Here is a 15,176-nt window from a genome sequence, read left to right as displayed (position 1 = left end):
AGGTCCCATGGAAGTCTTCGGCGGATTCATGATGATGCTCTCCATCATCGGCTTCTTCCTGACCGTCATCTGGTTCGTCCTCCCCTTCGTGATCTTCTCGATCAAGGGGAGGGTCGACCGCACGCTGGAGGTGGTGGAGAAGATGGAGAAGCGGCTGGCCGACCTCGAGCGGACCATCAGCGCCCAGGAGAGAGTGGTACGGCAGCAGCCGGTGGACGAAGCGGGCACACCGCTACCGGAGAAGGAACAGGAAGCAGAGGTTTAATCCGGCTCGGCATAAGCAAATCCCCCCACTCCCCCCTTTACAAGGGGGGACCCGATGGCCCCTTTTAGAGTTCCATCCCCCATCCATCCCCACCTCTGCGTATACCCATTTTCGTCCTCCAAGCAGGCCATATATCTTGCATTCCACTGGCTTTTTCATTATTATGCGCCGTTGCTATGGCGCCCTCGGGCCCGTAGCGCAGTTTTGTGCCGACAGCGGCCATAAGGAGAACACATGGGTTTACTGGAAGGGAAAAAGGCCCTTATCTTCGGGGTGGCCAACGAAAGAAGCATCGCCTGGGCGGTGGCCGAAGCATACCGCCGGGAGGGGGCTCAAGTCGCCCTCGCCTACGCGGGTGAGGCGGTTGCCAAGAGGGTCATCCCTCTGGGCGAAAGCATCGGGGCCGGGCCTATTCTCCCCTGCGACGTCCGCAGCGACGCCGACATAGCCAACATATTCGCCGAGATCGGCAAGACCTGGGGCGGGCTCGACATCCTCGTCCACTCGGTCGCCTTCGCCAGCAAGGACGAGCTCAAGGGATCGTTCCTGAACACCACCCGCGAAGGGTTCGCCACCGCGCTCGACATCAGCGCCTACTCGCTCATCGCCATGGCCAAGGAGGCCGCCCCGCTGATGGCGGGCCGTAACGGCAGCGTCATCGCCATGACCTACCTCGGCGCCCAGAAGGTGTTCCCGAGCTACAACGTGATGGGTGTCGCCAAGGCCGCCCTCGAAGCGAGCGTCCGCTATCTGGCCGAAGCCATGGGGCCGGAAGGTGCCCGCGTGAACGCCATCTCGGCCGGGCCGCTCAAGACCCTCGCCTCGGCGGGCGTCGGGGGCTTCAACCAGATCGCCGGCCACATGGCGTCCATGGCTCCGCTCCGGCGCAACATCAGCCAGGAGGAGGTGGCCGGAGCCGCCGTCTACCTCGCGAGCCACCTCGCCTGCGGCGTCACCGGCGAGATCCACTTCGTGGACGCCGGCTACAATATCATTGGATTGTAGTAGAATACTTTTTAATCCCGCATGCCGGAGGGGCACCCATCAAACAACCATACGGTAACCTGACAGGGCTCAAGCCGAGCCAGATGAAGAGGCTGGAACGGCTCTACCGCCGCCGCGTCAGTCCCGGCGAAGTGATCTCGCTGGAGCTGGCCCGGGAACTGGCGGAGATATCCCTGGAGATCAGGCGCCAGATCGGCGTACTGATCAGCCGGATCGGTGAGATCGCCTACCTGATAGTGGGCGACGAACGGGCAATCCTCATCCCCTCCCTGGACGAATACCCGTTGGGGCGGCGCCTCGTGCGCGGCCTTAGGCTCGTCCACACCCACCTCAAGGCGGAGACCCTTTCCGACGACGACCTGACCGACCTTTCGCTGCTGCGTCTCGACATGATCGCGGCGCTGCAGCTCACCCAGAACCCCGACCGTTTCTCCATCCAGACCGCCGCCCTGGTCCCCCCCAAGGGGAGCTCGTCCCCCTACCACGTCGAGCCCTCGGTCCCCTTCAACCGCTACGACCTCGATTTCCGCGCCTTCATCGAGACGCTGGAATACTCGCTGGAAAAGGGGCTGGAGGAGGGAACGGCGGTCTCGACCGGACAGGAGCGCGGCATCCTTATCTCGGTGACCCAGAAGTCCCTGGAGGAGGCGGCCGATTCCATGGAGGAGCTCAAGGAGCTCGCCCGCACCGCCGGGGTCGGCGTCCTCGACACGGTCATCCAGCGCCCGAAGGAGTTCAATCCGCGCTACCTCATGGGGGAGGGAAAGATCCGCGAGGTGCTCATCAAGGCGCTCCAGCTCGGGGCCACCATGCTGGTGTTCGACCAGGAGCTCTCCCCGGCCCAGGTCCGCTCGATCTCCGAGCTCTCCGAGCTGAAGGTCATCGACCGCAGCCAGCTGATCCTCGACATCTTCGCCCGGCGCGCCACCACCCAGGACGGCAAGGTCCAGGTGGAGCTCGCCCAGTTGAAGTACCTCCTCCCCCGGCTGATCGGGCGCGGCGTCCAGATGTCGCGGCTCATGGGGGGGATCGGCGGGCGCGGCCCCGGCGAGACCAAGCTCGAGGTCGACCGGCGGCGGATCCGGGACCGGATCGCACACCTGGAGCGGGAGCTCAAGGAGCTTTCCAACGGCCGCTACCAGCGCCGCCAGAAACGGGTGAAGGCGGGGATTCCCATCATCTCCATCGTGGGATACACCAACGCCGGCAAGTCGACCCTCCTGAACACACTGACCAAGAGCGAAGTCTTCACCGAGAACCTCCTCTTCGCCACCCTCGACACCTCGTCGCGCCGCCTCCGTTTCCCGATGGACCGGGAAGTGATCATCACCGATACGGTCGGCTTCATCAGGAGCCTCCCGAAATCGCTCCTCGGGGCCTTCAAGGCGACCCTGGAGGAGCTGAAGGACGCCGACATCCTGATCCACCTCGTCGACTGCTCGAACCCTCGCTTCGAGGAACACATCATCCAGGTGGACGCGATCCTCGACGAGCTCGGGCTGGGGGACAAGCAGCGGCTCGTGGTGTTCAACAAGGCGGACCTCCTCCCCGCCCTCAAGAAGAGCGACCCGCTGGCCTTCATGAAGGTACGGCAGGTCACCCGCAAGTACCATGCGATCACGGTGAGCGCCTCGGACCGGAAAACCCTTGAGCCGCTCATGAAGGAACTGCAGCAGCGCTTCTGGCACGACGTCCCCGACTACCAGGCCCTGCTGAACCAAGACCTGGACCTCGACTAATCAAACTATGAACGTTGTCGATCATCAGCCGCAGATCATTTACACCCTCGACCTGCTGGGAACGGTGGCCTTCGCCGCCTCCGGGGCCCTCGCGGGGGTGCGCAGGAAGATGGACCTTTTAGGGGTCATCGTACTCGGTATCGTCACCGCCACCGGCGGCGGCGTCATGCGCGACGTGCTTCTCAACGACACTCCCCCCTTCTGCTTCAAGAACGAGCTCTACCTCTATCTCGCGGTGGCCGCCTCGGTGATCGTCTTTCTCACTCCCCGCAGCTTCGAAAGGATGAAGCGGGCCATGCTCCTGCTCGACGCGCTCGGGCTTGGCACCTTCCTGGTGATCGGCACCACCAAGGCGCTGAACTTCCACCTGGGATTCATGGGATCGGTGATCATGGGGGTTATGACCGCGACCTGCGGCGGACTCGTGCGCGACATCCTCAGCAACCAGATCCCGCTCATCCTGCAGCGGGAGATCTACGCCTCCGCCTGCGTCGTCGGCGGCGCACTGCTATACTTCCTCCATCAAACCGACCTGCCATCCTCGGTCACCCTGCTCGCTTCCGCCATCACCGTCATCGCCATCCGCGGCGCCGCACTGGTGAGGGGGTGGCAGCTGCCGACCGCATAGCTCTCTCCTTGTCTGCCGACCGGTAGGGATCCCCTCCCCCCTGGAGGGGGAGGGTTAGGGTGAGGGGGAGCACGGCTACGGTACGCTGTGGAAACCTCCCCCACCCCCTTCCCCCTCCCTCAGGCTCCGTCATTGACCGGAGAGGTTAGACCAGGAGTTCTCTATGCCCAAAACCAGTGCGGGATTGCTGCTCTTTCGTTTCCGCGATCACCTGCTGGAACTCTTCCTGGTGCATCCGGGCGGCCCCTTCTGGGCCAAGAAGGATCTCGGGGCGTGGTCGATTCCCAAAGGGGAGTACGAGCAGGGGGAGGATCCGTTCGCGGTGGCGAGAAGGGAATTCCAGGAGGAGACCGGACAGACCATCGACGGTGAGTTCAGGGAGCTGAACCTGGTCAAGCAGCCGGGAGGAAAGCAGGTCCGGGCCTGGGCGGTACAGGGGGATTGCGATGCGGAGCGGATCTCCAGCAACACCTTCACGATGGAGTGGCCGCCGAAATCGGGGCGACAGGCGGAGTTCCCCGAGGTGGACCGGGCGGGATGGTTCACGGTGGAGCTGGCGAGGGAAAAGATTCTGAAGGGCCAGCTGGGATTCATCGACCAGCTTTGCGGGATGGTCTCTGGAGAGTGAGGCGCCGGCTCAATGCTGAGCGAGGGTGACCACCATGATCTGCACGAGTACGATCTTGAACACCGTGGCTGCGGGATAGACGGAGGCGAACCCGATGTTGGGAAGATCATTGTGGGTCTGGTCCAGGGCGTAGCCGAGCACCGCGCTCTGGGTCTGCATCCCGGCGACGATCCCCATCAGGAGAGTCATCGGTATCTTCACCATCCGGTACCCGACCCCGAGGACGAGCAGCGACGCCAGGCAGGTTATCCCCGTCCCTACCCCGAAAAAGAGCAGCCCCCCGCCATTGACGAAGGTGGAGAGAAAACTGTACCCCGCCCCGGTGCCGACCCCGGCCAGAAAGAGCACCATCCCGATCTGCCGCAAGGTGATGTTGGCACTGTAGGGGAGGTTCCAGAACATCTTCCCGGTGCGCCCGATGGTCCCCAAAACGATGCCGGTCACCAGCGGCCCCCCGGCAAAGCCGAGCTTGAAGGTTATCCCTCCCGGCAGCGGTATCGGCAACAACCCCAGAAATAGCCCCATCGCCAGCCCCAGACCAAAGGTGAGGACGTCGATCTCGCTGACCGCGCGGTAGGAGTCGCCGAAGAGCCGGGTGACCGCCTTCATGTTGTCGTGGTGGGTCACCACCCGCACCCGGTCGCCCAGCTCCAGCGAGAGGTCGCCGTTGGGAAGAAACTCGTCGTCCCCCCTGCGGACCCGGGTCACCACCGCGCCATACTTCCCGCGCAGTTCCAGATCGCTCAGCCGTCTGCCGGCCACCGCCGGATTGGAGACGAAGATGCGCCGGAAGTCGAATTCGCTCCGGTCGAGGTCGATCTCCTCCGTGCTCTTTTCCCCCAGGAATGCCGCCACCCGGTCCAGTTCCTCCGAGGTCCCCACCACCGTCACCAGGTCCCCCTCCCGCAGTTTCTCCTCCGGAGACGCCAGCAGATACTGCCCGTCACGCTTGACCCGGCCGAAAATGACATCCCACCCCTGTTCGCGGCGCAGTTGTTCCACCGGTTTGCCGCAGCAGACCTCCCCCCTCTTCACCGCGATGGTGTAATTTCTCAGCGGCTCCGTGGCGGCCCCCAGCGAGCGGAGCTGCTTCGCCTCGGCCTTGAAGTCGATCTTCCAGAGGCGCTGCGCCAGGCTGATGGCGAGCACGGTGCCGATCAGCCCCATCGGGTAGGTGATCGAATAGCCGACCACCGGTTCGGCGAGGAGCTGGTCCAGATTCCCTCCGCCGCGGAAGTTGTGCCGCAGGGTGTCGATGATGACGGCGATGGAAGGGGTGCTGGTCAGGCTGCCCGAATAGATACCGGCCGTGATGGAGGGCTTGAAGTGGAGGAGACTGCCGATGAGGGCGGTGACGATGGCACAGATCCCGAGGATGGTCAGCACCAGGAGGTTGTAGCGAAGCCCCTCCCGCTTGAAGGAGGCGACGAAGACCGGCCCGCCGCTCAGCCCGATGGCGTAGATGAAGATGCTGAGCCCGAGCATGTAGATGACGTCCGGCAGTTTCATCTGGGGATGCATGGCGCCGAAGGCGAGGCCGACGAAGAGGACGGCGGCAACCCCGAAGCTGGAGCCGAAGATCTTGATACGCCCCAAGGGGTAGCCGATTCCGGCCACGAGGAACAAAAGGAGTAGGGGATTGTCCAGCAGGATTTTAGTCATCGTTGCACCGTACTACCTTTCCTGGCGCCGGGACGGGGGGTGATGGTGACCGTGCCGGGTCCCTCCCATTCGCCATCGACCTCGACTTTGAAATCGAGAAAAAGTGCCGTAACCTCCAGGTTGGTCCTGAGGTGGGAAGTAAGCCTTGACGTCGCGTAACGGGAAGGGCCGGTAGCCTGGGCGAGGTAGAGGACGAGCTGGTCCGCCAGGTGAGGGTCGACCGGCATGCCGGTGTCGTGATGGCCGATCAGTTCGAGGGCCGCCTCCTCCCCTACCAGCTCGGCCGGTTTCCCCCGTTCGCCGAGGGAGGTGAATCCCGCGACGGCGTTTTCGTATTCGGCCTTGAGGAAGATGAAGGTCCCCTGCCCCGGCATCTTCAGGTTGCGTATGTCGATGGCAACCGGGAGGTGTTCCCCGAGGTGCTCCCGCAAACGGAGAGTCGCGGCATGGGCCTGTCGTTCGGCAATGGTAATGGGGAGGTTTCCCACTGCCGAGGCCCCCACGATGCGGAGCAGTTTCCCGCGGTGGACGGCCTCAAGCGGTGAAAAGCTCGCGGCAGGCTCGATGCGGCAGCGGACTCTCCCGCCCCCTTTGGGGTAGAAGCCGCAGGAGTCGAGGACGAAGTCGAGCCTGGCGCCCAGCCGGGCCATTACGGGGGAGAAGATCTCGGTCAGGTATTCCCACGAGGGGCTGAAGGGAACGTGAGTCCCGCCGGAAAGGGCGATGCGGCTCGTGTCGTGCGAGGTAAGGAGGGGGGGAATCAGGGTCTGGAGGACCATAGTGGTCGAGCCGGCGGTGCCGATGGCGATGTCGTAGTTGGCGGGGGCAACTGCCTTCGGTAGGAAGGTGAGCTCAACGGAGCCGATTTGGTCGCCGAGAACCTCGGCCGAGGAGATGCATGCCGCGGACTGCACCGCGACCTGGTGCTGCCGCATGAGGCCGGGTTTGGGACGCATCCTGCGGATGTTGAAGATGTGGAAGGGCTTGCCGGTGACGCAGGAGAGGCTGAGCGCGGTGCGCAGCATCTGTCGCATCTGTCCTCCACCTTCACCGAGGCTGCCGTCGATTTCGATCATAAAACCCCTAAAAACATGGAACGCGGATACGGCAGGAAAACGAAACGACAAGCAATGGAACACGGATCAAATCTGATGCAACGGATAAAGGCGGATTAAGCTTTAGGTTCTGTAAAAAAGAATAAGGTTTATCCGTGTAAATCCGTTCAATCAGATTTGATCCGTGTTCTATTGGTTAGATTTTACAGTTTCATCCGCGTAAATCCGCGTCATCCGCGTTCGAATAGCCTTTGACTTTTCGTTAGTACAGGAACATCGGTTTCCCTAGGACGTGCCTGACCCGCGGGCGGTACTCTTCACTGTCATAGAGCTCAGCCACATCGACCCGCTTCACCCCCTGCATCACGCTCCCGATCGGGATGTGACAGTAGGTCCCTCCCTGCAGCGCCACCATCCGCCCCGACATCCCCTCGTTGACCAGGTCCATCGCCATGTTGGCGTAGTTGAAGGCGACCATCAGATCCAGTGAATCGGGTGCCCCGCTCCGCATCAGGTAGGAGAGCTGCTGGTAGATGATGTGGGAACCGGTCAGCTTGCGGATCGCCTCGCTGACCACCACACCGATCCCGCCGAGTTTCTTGTGGCCGTAGGCGTCTTCCTGCCCGTACTCCACGATCTGCCCGCCGATCATGGTGGCCCCCTCGGAAACCGTCACCATCGCATAGTTGCTCTTGTTTCCCCGCTTGTCCTCGGCGAGCAGGCGGGAAAGCTTCTCGACATCGAAAGGGACCTCGGAGATGAGGGCCCGGTCGACGCCGGCGAGGTAGGCGGAAACCAGCGAGGTTTCCCCGGAATTCCTCCCGAAGAGCTCCACGATGGCGATCCGCTCGTGCGAGCCGGCCGAAGTCCTCAGGCTGTGGATGAAATTGATGCTCCGGGTCACCGCGGTGGAGAAGCCGATGCAGTAGTCGGTGCCGAAGACGTCGTTATCCATGGTCTTCGGAATGGCCACCACCGGGAATCCCTCGCGGTGCAGCCGCTCGGCGTAGCTCAGGGTATCGTCGCCGCCGATGGCGATCAGGGCGTCCAGCTCAAGGTGCTCCAGGTTCGCCAGCACATGGGAGGTGAAGTCGTGCGGTCCCTTGGCTAAAGGATCGAATCCTTCCTGCTGGAGGAAGGGCGGCACCTCCGAGCTCCCCACCTTCCCCGGGTTGGTGCGGCTCGTATGGAGAAAGGTTCCCCCGGTGCGGTCCACGGTACGCACCACCTGGCGGTCGAGCGGCGTAACCAGGCTCTCCATGGTGGAGGGATCGTCCCGGTTCAGGTTGAGAAGCCCTCCCCATCCCCGCCGGATCCCGAGCACCTGGTGCCCGAGATCGGACGCCCGGTTAACGAGGGTTTTCAGCGCCGGGTTCAACCCCGGTACATCGCCACCACCGGTCAACACCCCAACCTTCTTCACCCTCTCTGGCATGGCACTCCTCCCGAAGTAACGGCCGATATGTATTGGGAAACGTTAACCAGTATAGCGGAGGGGGTAACCATTACAACAAGGGGGCCTATAAGACGGCGAGTGTACGCTGGCCACTTCAAAAGCTGGCCTCACCCGGCCTCCGGCCAACGGCCGGAGAACCGCCTAATCCGGCTTTTTCTGGACCCCGAGACGGGCAATGTAGGCGGTCACCTCGGAGGCGGCCAGGGGACGGGCGAAGTAGTACCCCTGCATGAAACGGCAGTCGATCGAGGCGAGAAATTCCTTCTGGGCCTCCGATTCCACCCCTTCGGCAATGGCTTCCATGTCGAGGCACTTGGCCATGAACATGATGGTGGTGGCGATGGCGGCGTCGTCCGAGGAGGTCACCACGTCCCTGACGAAGGACTTGTCGATCTTCAAGGCCTGGAAATGGTAGTGCTTGAGCGACGCGAGCGAAGAGTAGCCGGTCCCGAAGTCGTCGATCTGGACGTTGATCCCCATCCGGTGCAGCCGCTCCAGCACCTCGAGGGACTCCGCCTCGTAGATCATCAACGACTCCTCGGTGATCTCCAGCGTGAGCCGGTCGGGCGGGAGCCCGCCGTCGTGAAGCGCCGTCTGGATCGCCTGTTCCAGATCCGGGTGGCCGAAGACCGAGGGGGACATGTTCACCGCCACGTTGATATCGAGCCCCGCATCGCGGTACCACTCCCCCGCCTGCCGGCAGGCAGCCTTCAGCACCCACTCGGTCAGGGTCCAGATCAGTCCCGCCTTCTCGGCGAGCGGCACGAAACTCAGCGCCCCCAGCACCCCCAAGTGCGGGTGGTTCCAACGCACCAGCGCCTCCACCCCGATCACCCGCATGGCACCGGTGTCGAGCTTGGGCTGGTAGACGAGGAAGAGCTCCCCGTGGGTGATCGCGCGCAAAAGTCCCTGCTCCAGGTACAGGCGCTGGTCCCGCTCCTCCCGCCACTCGCCACCATAGAAGCAGAAGGTGGAACGCCCCTGCTGCTTTGCCTGGTTGAGGGCGATATCCGCCATCTTGAAGAGCTGCATAGCCTCATCGCTGTCGGCAGGGTACAGGGCGATGCCGAGGCTCGCGGAGGTGTTGATGGCGTTGCCATCGAGCATGTACGGCTCGGCGAGGGAGTCCAGGATCCGCTGGGCGACCACCGAGGGCCCCTCCGGGGCCTCCGACTGGCGGAGCAGGACGGCGAACTCGTCCCCCCCGACGCGGGCCACGACGTCCTCGCCACGGCGGGCGCAGGTCTCGGTGAGGCGGCGCCCGACCTCCTGGAGGAGGAGATCGCCGACGAAGTGTCCGCGGCGGTCGTTGATGACCTTGAAGCGGTCGAGATCCAGGAAGAGAAGGGCGAAGGTTTCCCGGTGGCGTTTCGCGTATTCCACCGACTGCAGCAGGAATTCGTCGAAGGCTTGGCGGTTGAAGAGGGTGGTGAGGCCGTCACGGGCCGCCTGCTCGCGGATGCGGGCTTCGCTGGCACGGTGCCGGGCCTGGCTGATGGAGATAAGGATGTAGACGATGAGCCCCATGCTGAAGACGCCGAGGAGCTCGAAGACCGTCTCGGCCAGGGCACGGAGCTCCGGCCGGCCGGCCAGCAGGCGGTCCATGGTGAAGGTGGCGATCAGGATCCAGCAGAGGCTTGAGAAAAGGTAGACGGAGGTGATGGCCGCCGGAGTGAGCTTGCCCAACCACTGAAATGGTCTGAACAGCCTGCCACTGATCATCAGGAGGTCCTCTTCCGCTGGCTAAAGGCTCCGCGGCTCCCCCCTCTCTCTATCCTCTCTCCCCTTGCCTTTTGCCGGGGGGGACCGGCGTGCCCCACCCTCCCCTCAAACGCGAGGTAGCAGAAGGGTGGGGCCAGGTTAGGGGCCAGCAGGAAATGAAGGGGGAGCGGGCGCGGCTAGTATCCCCGTTCCAGCACGTCGTCGACCCACGAGAGCGCGGCGGCGGTGGACGGGAAGCCGATGGTGCTGACGAGGACGAGTACCGCGTGGCGGATCTCGTCGGGAGTGGCACCGGCCTCCAGGGCGCGAATGGTATGGCTGTGTGCGGAGCCATGGGACATGATGGCGGCCGAGGCGGCGAGCTGGATAAGGTGCAGGGTCTTCTTGTCCAGAGGGCCGGCGGCCTGTGCGGCATCGCGCAACGCCTCGACGGCGGCGACGACTCCCTGGTGACGTCCTTTCAATGTCTGATAGTGTTCGTGCGGTTCCCTGGCCATGGGATCTCCTTTCCGAGGGGGTAGCTCTGACTACTAACCCTTCAAAGTCTATCCGTTTTGCATCATTCGGCAAACCGGCGGAGGCGGATGTCTTAGCGGTGGTACTTCCGGATCCGGCCCGCAACGCCAAACCCGCCCACGCTCCCGGCACATCATTAGCGAGAACAAATTGTAAAACGGCCGACGGGTGGTAAGTTTCCCTTATTCACCGCGGGAACAATCAAAGCAGGAAAAAACGGAGATGGGGGTTCTCCCGGCAGAGCCTTTCGAGGCTTCCTCCCGGCGAGGCGAAGGCGACGACGATCTCGTCCGCCATCTCGATCATGAGGCGGTTGCGATGGAAGCAGGAATCCTCGCAGGCATGGGTCACGCTTTCCGCGTACCGTGTCACGATCAACAGGCGCCCCTCTCCCAGCCTCCTTTCCATCCAGGGTTCCAAGTGGCTCATGATCCCCCGGGCGAGCGCCAGGATGATCGGCTGGCTCCCCGGGATCAGGTGAATGAGCACGTCCTTTTCGATCCGGGAGTGAAAGCCGGAGATGACGCAGCTTCCCCGCTCCCTTTGGGCGATTGCCCAGAGCCGGGATTTCTCGGCGGCCTCGGCCGGACAGTTGCGGGAACAAAGGAAGGCGACCTTGTGACCGGAGAGAAGGTCCCGGTTTCCCAAGGTATGTAGGGGCAGCGGATTCTTCATACCCACTCCCGAGTTGCGGTTGATAGACGATACCAATTTTTGACTTGGTGACAATTACCGGGATCCCCCTCCCGCCCGGGTCCGGGGGCGTTCCCGCACAAGGAGAAAGCGATGGGACAGAGCGCGATACGTCTAAAGTACGTCGAGTCGGATACCTTTTCCCCGGGCGGCGGAATTACCGGGGTCAACAACACCATCGTGGCCGCCAAGGTAGAAAACCTGGCCTTTGCCAAGGATGTCGCCCTCCACTACCAGCAGCAAAACGGAACCTGGAGCGAAGTCCCCCTCACCTGGCAGAAGAACTTCAACGACTACGACAACTTCATCCTCAACGACGACCAGATCTATATCAAACGCTTCGCTCTCCGCTACTCGGTGGACGGGGTGACGTTCTGGGACAATAACGGCGGGGCCGACTACCGGTTCGACGAGATCCATCCCAACACGGTGGGCGGGAACGTGGTCCTCAACCTGGCGACCGCACACCGCGGGACCGAGGCGGGGGGCGGCTTCGTCTTCACCACCTCGTGGGTCGACGGGGAGATCTACCTGAACAACCTCTCGTTCAACAAGAAGGCCGGCATCCGGCTGACGGCCAACGATTGGGGCTCCTTCGAGGATACCTTCGCGAGCTTCGCGGAAACCGTCCCGGTCGCCGAAGGGATCTCCGAGGTGGAAGTGTGGAAATTCAAGAGTCCCGAGCTGAACCTCGACGAAAGTACCCCCGGCTTCAAGTTCGCCATCTTCTACACCGACCTGGACAGCGGCGAGACCTTCTGGGACAACAACTTCGGCCGGGATTACACGCTGAGCAAGGCGGATCTGAGCACCGATCAATAGCCCCTTCCCGCCCCGCCCGAATCTTCCCCTCACCCGGCCTTCGGCCACCCTCTCCCTCAAGGGGCGAGGGATTACTCAAACGGGAGTCGCACTATGAGCGCGTCATTGCTTCCCCTCACCACCCTGGGGGCCATCGAGAACAACGGGACGGTCACCTTCGGGGTCTGGCTCCCCTGGGTTTCGGACGCCGATGGCAACTCGGTCTCGGTCAAGATCATCCACGAGAAGGACCAGTTCCTCCAGGCGATCCCTCCCTCGGAGTTCCCGATGGCCCATAGCGTCCGCCAGCCCTACGGCGACTACTGGTCGGTCACCGTCCCGATCGCCGGGACCTCTCCGCCAGCACCGGGCTCGGCTTGGGGCACTCCGGGACGCTACGTCTACCGCTACCAGGTAACCAATCCCAGCGTGGGGGTGCTGGACTGGGTGATCGATCCCTGCGCCCGCGAGTTCGGGGCCGGAAAGCTCTCGGCCTTCACCCTCGGCTACCAGCCCTACCAGTGGAGCGCTGGCGAATCGTCCTGGAAGACCCCACCCCTTTCCGATCTCATCATCTACGAAGCGGACATCGCCGAGCTCGGCGGGGACCTGGAGCGGACCCAGGAGCTCCTTTCCTACCTGGCGGACCTCGGCGTGAACGCCCTCGAGGTCATGCCGCTTTCCAACGTCGCCGCGTCGGTCGATTGGGGGTATCTCCCCATCGGCTACTTCGGGGTCGACGAGCGGTTCGGCAAGCGTTCCGATTTCCAGCAGTTCGTCGATGCCGCCCACCAGCACGGCCTGGCCGTCATCGTAGACGCGGTCTACGGCCACACCGGGGTCGACTTCCCCTACTACGATCTCTACACCCGCCTCCAGTACCACGAAAACCCGTTCATGGGCCCCTTCGCCAAGGACTACTTCAGCAACTTCGGCAAGAGCACCGACTACACCCGCCAGCTCACCCGCGATTACTTCTACACGGTCAACCACCACTGGCTCGAGGTCTACCACGTCGATGGATTCCGTTACGACTGCGTTCCCAACTACTGGGACGGCCCGCTCGGCGTCGGCTACGCCGCACTGGTCTACGACACCTACCAGCTCACCAAGGGGCAACTGGCGGCGGCCACTCAGTACTGGGGGCGCTTCGACGCCGGGGGAGGCGCCCCGCTCAACCTGATCCAGTGCGCGGAGCAGTTGGAGGGGCCGGAGGAGGTGCTGACCTCATCCTATTCCAACTGCACCTGGCAAAACCGCACCTACGACGCGGCCAAGGCGGTCGCGGCCGGGGACCGGGGACAGCTCTACGACTGGGGACTCACGCTGGGGCTCTTCGGGTACCCCCAACAGGAGAACAGCAACGGCGACCTCATTCCCAAAAGCGCCCTCCAGTACATCGAAAACCACGACCACGAGCGCTTCATCTGCAACTTCGGGGTCTACAACCCCGACGAAGCGGGGAATTACCTCTTCCAGGAGGGGGACCGGAGCCGCTGGTTCATGGTGCAGCCGTTCCTGATCACCATCGTCATGAGCAAGGGAATCCCCATGCTCTGGCAGGGCGAGGAGTTCTGCGAGAACTACTACCTCCCCGACCTCGGCTCCGGCCGCGTCGGCATCCTGCGTCCGATGCGCTGGGATTTCTTCTACGACACGGCGGGAAAATCGCTTACCTGGCTGGTGAGGCGGCTCCTCAAGATCCGCCGGCAGCGCCAGCAGATCCGTGCCGGGGAATTCTTCTTCTTTAACAGCTGGGATCGCTACCAGTCGAAGGGGGTGCTTCTCTTCGCGCGCTACCAGGGAGCCCAGTACACGCTGGTTGCCATCAACACCGGCGATTGGGAGCAGACGGTCCCCTTCTGGTTCCCGGTCGGGGGGAACTACCAGGAGGAGCTCCACGGCCAGGCGAACCTGCAGGGTATCGTCCCGTACCAGGAGGTCGAGCTGACCATCCCGTCGCACTACGGAAGGATCTGGACGGCAGGCACCTAGGGAAGCACCGGGCGATCGTCGGCGGGGGGATACCGTGCCCACCCGACGATCTCTCCCCATGCAAGGACGGAGGTACGCGATGTCATTTCGGATCGCAAACAAGGGAGTCCTCGTCAAGGGACGGTTTCCGAGAATCGTGTACCTGGAAGACGAGCTGTTCGACTGGGTGAACGATCCCGACCGTTTCCTGGGCGAATTGAAGGAAGAAGGGGTGGAGGGGGATCTCTTCACCTTCGTCCAGCAGGGGGTCGATGAGCGTTCGCCGCGGTTCGACTTTTACCACGAGTGGGAGAGCCTGGCGGTGCTCCCGATAACCTCATTCGACGCGTGGTGGAACCACCAGATCCGCACCCACGAACGCAACCGGATCAGGAAGGCGGAGAAAAGCGGCATCGAGGTGCGCCAGGTCGAGTTCAACGAGGAGACGGTGCAGTCCATCAAGCTCATCTACGACGAGTCTCCCGTCCGCCAGGGGAAACCGTTCTGGCATTACCGGAAGAGCCTGGAGACCTTGAAGAAGGAGAACGGCACCTTCCTGGAGCGGAGCGAATTCCTGGGCGCCTTCTACCGCGGAGAGATGATCGGGTTCGTGAAGCTCGTTCACGACGAGGGGGTATCGAGCCTGATGCAGATCATCTCGATGATCGGACACCGCGACAAGGCCCCGACCAACGCCCTTTTGGCCAAGACCATCGAGCTCTGCGCGAGCAAGGGGATCCCCTATCTTCGCTACAGCACCTGGAGCCGGAGGGGGCTGGGGGACTTCAAACGCAACCACGCCTTCCAGCAGGTCGAGGTGCCGCGCTACTTCGTCCCGCTCAACCTGCGAGGCCGCCTCTCCCTCAGGCTGAAGCTGCACCGCCCCATCGCGGAGCTCCTCCCGGAGAGACTGCTGGACGCGGCGGTCACGGCCCGGAACCGGCTGAACGCGAGGATACTCGGGACCAAGCAGGGGCTTCCCCACGGAGCGGCGTTCGACGACGACCGGATGGACTGAGATAAACTGCTTCT

The 15,176-nt window shown here is 63.1% G+C and carries 14 protein-coding genes; 8 read left to right on the top strand and 6 right to left on the bottom strand.

Features of this window, described 5'->3' with window-relative positions:
- Nucleotides 1-7 precede the first annotated feature (7 nt).
- From L4X63_RS22895 to L4X63_RS22875, 5 genes are all read left to right on the top strand, one after another.
- Nucleotides 8-265 carry a hypothetical protein gene (locus L4X63_RS22895; protein WP_250680990.1) on the top strand — a complete coding sequence of 86 codons (258 nt, stop codon included), beginning with the start codon at nucleotides 8-10 and terminating at the stop codon, nucleotides 263-265.
- Nucleotides 266-499: 234 nt separating this feature from the next.
- Entirely contained in the window at nucleotides 500-1,270 is a 771-nt protein-coding gene (locus L4X63_RS22890) for an enoyl-ACP reductase FabI (RefSeq protein ID WP_250680989.1), read from the top strand.
- An 83-nt stretch (nucleotides 1,271-1,353) separates the two neighbouring features.
- Nucleotides 1,354-3,009 (top strand): GTPase HflX, encoded by a 1,656-nt coding sequence (gene hflX / locus L4X63_RS22885; RefSeq protein WP_250680988.1) that lies wholly within the window; start codon nucleotides 1,354-1,356, stop codon nucleotides 3,007-3,009.
- Between the two features lie 7 nt (nucleotides 3,010-3,016).
- Complete coding sequence (locus L4X63_RS22880; protein WP_250680987.1) at nucleotides 3,017-3,637, top strand: trimeric intracellular cation channel family protein; 621 nt, start codon at nucleotides 3,017-3,019, stop codon at nucleotides 3,635-3,637.
- Nucleotides 3,638-3,800: 163 nt separating this feature from the next.
- Nucleotides 3,801-4,265 carry an NUDIX hydrolase gene (locus tag L4X63_RS22875; protein ID WP_250680986.1) on the top strand — a complete coding sequence of 155 codons (465 nt, stop codon included), beginning with the start codon at nucleotides 3,801-3,803 and terminating at the stop codon, nucleotides 4,263-4,265.
- A gap of 9 nt (nucleotides 4,266-4,274) precedes the next feature.
- Here L4X63_RS22875 and L4X63_RS22870 read toward each other — a convergent pair whose 3' ends face one another.
- From L4X63_RS22870 to L4X63_RS22845, 6 genes are all read right to left on the bottom strand, one after another.
- A complete protein-coding gene (locus L4X63_RS22870; protein WP_250680985.1) occupies nucleotides 4,275-5,927 on the bottom strand; it encodes an aspartate:alanine exchanger family transporter in 1,653 nt (550 codons plus the stop codon).
- Nucleotides 5,924-7,003: an RNA 3'-terminal phosphate cyclase gene (gene rtcA, locus L4X63_RS22865; protein ID WP_284694794.1), complete on the bottom strand. Its 1,080-nt coding sequence runs from the start codon at nucleotides 7,001-7,003 to the stop codon at nucleotides 5,924-5,926. The genes L4X63_RS22870 and rtcA overlap by 4 nt, the downstream gene beginning before the upstream one ends.
- Before the next feature lie 241 nt (nucleotides 7,004-7,244).
- Complete coding sequence (locus tag L4X63_RS22860) at nucleotides 7,245-8,417, bottom strand: 6-phosphofructokinase (RefSeq protein ID WP_250680983.1); 1,173 nt, start codon at nucleotides 8,415-8,417, stop codon at nucleotides 7,245-7,247.
- 162 nt (nucleotides 8,418-8,579) lie between these two features.
- Nucleotides 8,580-10,160, bottom strand: coding sequence for a putative bifunctional diguanylate cyclase/phosphodiesterase (locus tag L4X63_RS22855; RefSeq protein ID WP_250680982.1), 1,581 nt, complete (start codon nucleotides 10,158-10,160; stop codon nucleotides 8,580-8,582).
- A gap of 176 nt (nucleotides 10,161-10,336) precedes the next feature.
- Complete coding sequence (locus L4X63_RS22850) at nucleotides 10,337-10,657, bottom strand: carboxymuconolactone decarboxylase family protein (RefSeq protein WP_250680981.1); 321 nt, start codon at nucleotides 10,655-10,657, stop codon at nucleotides 10,337-10,339.
- Nucleotides 10,658-10,877: 220 nt separating this feature from the next.
- Nucleotides 10,878-11,351, bottom strand: coding sequence for a DNA-processing protein DprA (locus tag L4X63_RS22845; RefSeq protein ID WP_250680980.1), 474 nt, complete (start codon nucleotides 11,349-11,351; stop codon nucleotides 10,878-10,880).
- Between the two features lie 111 nt (nucleotides 11,352-11,462).
- On the opposite strand from L4X63_RS22845, the gene L4X63_RS22840 reads away from it, so the two are divergent.
- From L4X63_RS22840 to L4X63_RS22830, 3 genes are all read left to right on the top strand, one after another.
- The gene (locus L4X63_RS22840; RefSeq protein ID WP_250680979.1) at nucleotides 11,463-12,191 is read left to right on the top strand and encodes a CBM21 domain-containing protein; all 729 of its coding nucleotides are present in this window, start codon (nucleotides 11,463-11,465) and stop codon (nucleotides 12,189-12,191) included.
- A gap of 93 nt (nucleotides 12,192-12,284) precedes the next feature.
- Complete coding sequence (locus L4X63_RS22835; protein ID WP_250680978.1) at nucleotides 12,285-14,165, top strand: alpha-amylase family glycosyl hydrolase; 1,881 nt, start codon at nucleotides 12,285-12,287, stop codon at nucleotides 14,163-14,165.
- 79 nt (nucleotides 14,166-14,244) lie between these two features.
- Nucleotides 14,245-15,162 carry a GNAT family N-acetyltransferase gene (locus L4X63_RS22830; RefSeq protein ID WP_250680977.1) on the top strand — a complete coding sequence of 306 codons (918 nt, stop codon included), beginning with the start codon at nucleotides 14,245-14,247 and terminating at the stop codon, nucleotides 15,160-15,162.
- Nucleotides 15,163-15,176 lie beyond the last annotated feature (14 nt).

The organism is Geomonas sp. Red32 (assembly GCF_023652955.1).
Taxonomy (GTDB): domain Bacteria; phylum Desulfobacterota; class Desulfuromonadia; order Geobacterales; family Geobacteraceae; genus Geomonas.
The sequence above is the reverse complement of the archived record's forward strand: the minus strand, read 5'-3'. Positions and strand labels throughout refer to the sequence as shown.